This window comes from Streptomyces sp. WELS2 (assembly GCF_013870595.1).
GTDB lineage: Bacteria > Actinomycetota > Actinomycetes > Streptomycetales > Streptomycetaceae > Streptomyces.
The window spans coordinates 1-2494 of record NZ_JACBWZ010000865.1 but is presented as its reverse complement, the minus strand read 5'-3'; the positions used below and the strand labels follow the sequence as shown (position 1 = coordinate 2494).

General features: G+C 69.4%; 2 protein-coding genes and 1 tRNA gene. 2 read left to right on the top strand and 1 reads right to left on the bottom strand.

What is annotated here, in order from left to right; all coding sequences use genetic code 11:
- The first annotated feature begins 176 nt into the window (after window positions 1-176).
- Window positions 177-250: transfer RNA gene (locus H5J33_RS30975), tRNA-Met, on the top strand.
- A gap of 193 nt (window positions 251-443) precedes the next feature.
- Here H5J33_RS30975 and H5J33_RS30970 read toward each other — a convergent pair.
- Window positions 444-860: a Fur family transcriptional regulator gene (locus H5J33_RS30970; RefSeq protein WP_030787796.1), complete on the bottom strand. Its 417-nt coding sequence runs from the start codon at window positions 858-860 to the stop codon at window positions 444-446.
- Window positions 861-1005: 145 nt separating this feature from the next.
- Between H5J33_RS30970 and H5J33_RS30965 the strand changes: the two genes are divergently transcribed.
- Window positions 1006-2460 (top strand): catalase, encoded by a 1455-nt coding sequence (locus H5J33_RS30965; protein ID WP_309485530.1) that lies wholly within the window; start codon window positions 1006-1008, stop codon window positions 2458-2460.
- Window positions 2461-2494 lie beyond the last annotated feature (34 nt).

Genomic DNA, 2494 nt, shown 5'->3' with positions numbered 1-2494 from the left:
GCGGAGGGGCAGTGCTGGGCCGACCGCGCGGTGGAGCTGGGTCCGGCGGAGGTGGCGGAGCGGGCGGGCCGGCTGCGGGACGCGCTGCGCGAGGAGCTGTCGGCGTGACCCCGGCCACTTACCCGCCAAGGGATTTGCATCCAGGCTCAACAGTCACGTAGTGTCTTATTCATCGACGCGGGGTGGAGCAGCTCGGTAGCTCGCTGGGCTCATAACCCAGAGGTCGCAGGTTCAAATCCTGTCCCCGCTACTGAAGGCCGAGGGCCGGAATCCAGAAATGGGTTCCGGCCCTCGGTCGTTCCGGCGTCCGCCGGGCCGGGCCGGCGAAGGCCCGGATGGCCAGGGTCCGGATGGCGAAAAGGTCCGGGCGGCAGGAATCCGGGCAGCAAAAAAAGGGGGCTCTCGCCCCCTTCTGCCGCGTGTCACGCGATGTGCCGGTCAGCTCACGCGCCCGCGCAGTCCGGGCACAGCCCCCGGTAGGTCACCTCGACGTCCGACACCGTGAAGCCGAAGCGCTCGGCGTCGGGGAGGTCGGCGAGCGGGTTGCCGGTGGGGTGGACGTCACGGATCGCGCCGCAGCGGGCGCACACCAGGTGGTGGTGCGGCCGGTGCGCGTTCGGGTCGTACCGCTTGGCGCGCTTGTCCGTCGTGACTTCCAGCACCTCGCCGAGCGAGACCAGCTCGCCCAGGGTGTTGTAGACGGTCGCCCGGGAGATCTCGGGCAGCTTCGCGACGGCGCGCGCGTGGACCTCGTCGGCGGTCAGATGGACATGCTCGCCGTTCAGGACCTCGGCCACCACGCGCCGCTGCGCGGTCATCCGCCATCCGCGTCCACGCAGCCGTTCCAGAAGGTCGCTCATGGCCACCAGCCTAACAGGAAGGGCCCCCAGATCGGGAATAGGTGTGACTTTGGATCACTACTTGACTTAGACAAAGTCCATTGTAGGATCGGGAACGGCTTTGGCCACAGGACAGGACGAGTCGGCAATGACGCAGGAGGCGCACGTGACGCAGGGACCGCTCACCACGGAGGCCGGGGCCCCGGTCGCCGACAACCAGAACAGCGAGACGGCGGGCGTCGGCGGGCCGGTCCTCGTCCAGGACCAGCTGCTGCTGGAGAAGCTGGCCCACTTCAACCGGGAGCGGATCCCGGAGCGGGTCGTGCACGCCCGCGGCGCCGGTGCGTACGGCACCTTCACGGTGACCGCGGACGTCACCCCGTACACGCGCGCCGCCTTCCTGTCCCGGGTCGGCAAGCAGACCGAGGTCTTCCTGCGGTTCTCGACCGTGGCCGGCAACCTCGGCGCGGCGGACGCCGTGCGTGACCCGCGGGGCTTCGCGGTGAAGTTCTACACCGAGGAGGGCAACTACGACCTCGTCGGCAACAACACCCCGGTCTTCTTCATCCGGGACGCGATCAAGTTCCCGGACTTCATCCACACCCAGAAGCGCGACCCGTACACCGGCAGCCAGGAAGCCGACAACGTGTGGGACTTCTGGTCGCTGTCGCCGGAGTCCACGCACCAGGTGACCTGGCTGTTCGGCGACCGCGGCATCCCGGCGTCGTACCGGCACATGGACGGCTTCGGCTCGCACACCTTCCAGTGGAACAACGAGGCCGGCGAGGTCTTCTGGGTCAAGTACCACTTCAAGACCGACCAGGGGATCAAGAACCTCACCGCCGAGGAGGCGGAGATCCTCGCGGGCAAGGACCCCGACTCCCACCAGCGCGACCTGCGCGAGGCGATCGAGCGCGGGGAGTTCCCGAGCTGGACCGTGGGCGTGCAGATCATGCCGGCGGCCGACGCGGCGGCCTACCGCTTCAACCCGTTCGACCTGACCAAGGTGTGGCCGCACGCGGACTACCCGGTCGTCGAGATCGGCAAGCTGGAGCTGAACCGCAACCCGCGCAACATCTTCGCCGAGGTCGAGCAGTCGATCTTCTCCCCGGCGCACTTCGTGCCCGGCATCGGCCCCTCGCCCGACAAGATGCTCCAGGGCCGGCTGTTCGCCTACGGCGACGCGCACCGCTACCGCGTCGGCATCAACGCCGACCACCTGCCGGTCAACCGTCCGCACGCCACCGAGGCGCGCACCAACTCCCGTGACGGCTACCTGTACGACGGCCGGCACGGCGGGGAGAAGAACTACGAGCCGAACAGCTTCGGCGGGCCGGCGCAGACCGGCCGCGCGCTGTGGCAGCCGTTCGACGGCTTCACCGGCGGCACCGGCAACCACCCGACGCCCGTGCACGCCGAGGACGACGACTTCGTCCAGGCGGGCAACCTCTACCGGCTGATGACCGAGGCGGAGAAGGAGCGGCTGATCGCCAACCTGGCCGGCTTCATCGCCAAGGTCTCGCGCGAGGACATCATCGAGCGCGCGATCGGCAACTTCCGCAACGCCGACGCCGACTTCGGCAAGCGGCTGGAGAGCGCGGTGCAGGAGCTGCGCGGCTGAGCCGGCCGCCTTCGCGGCCGGGCGGGCCGGACCC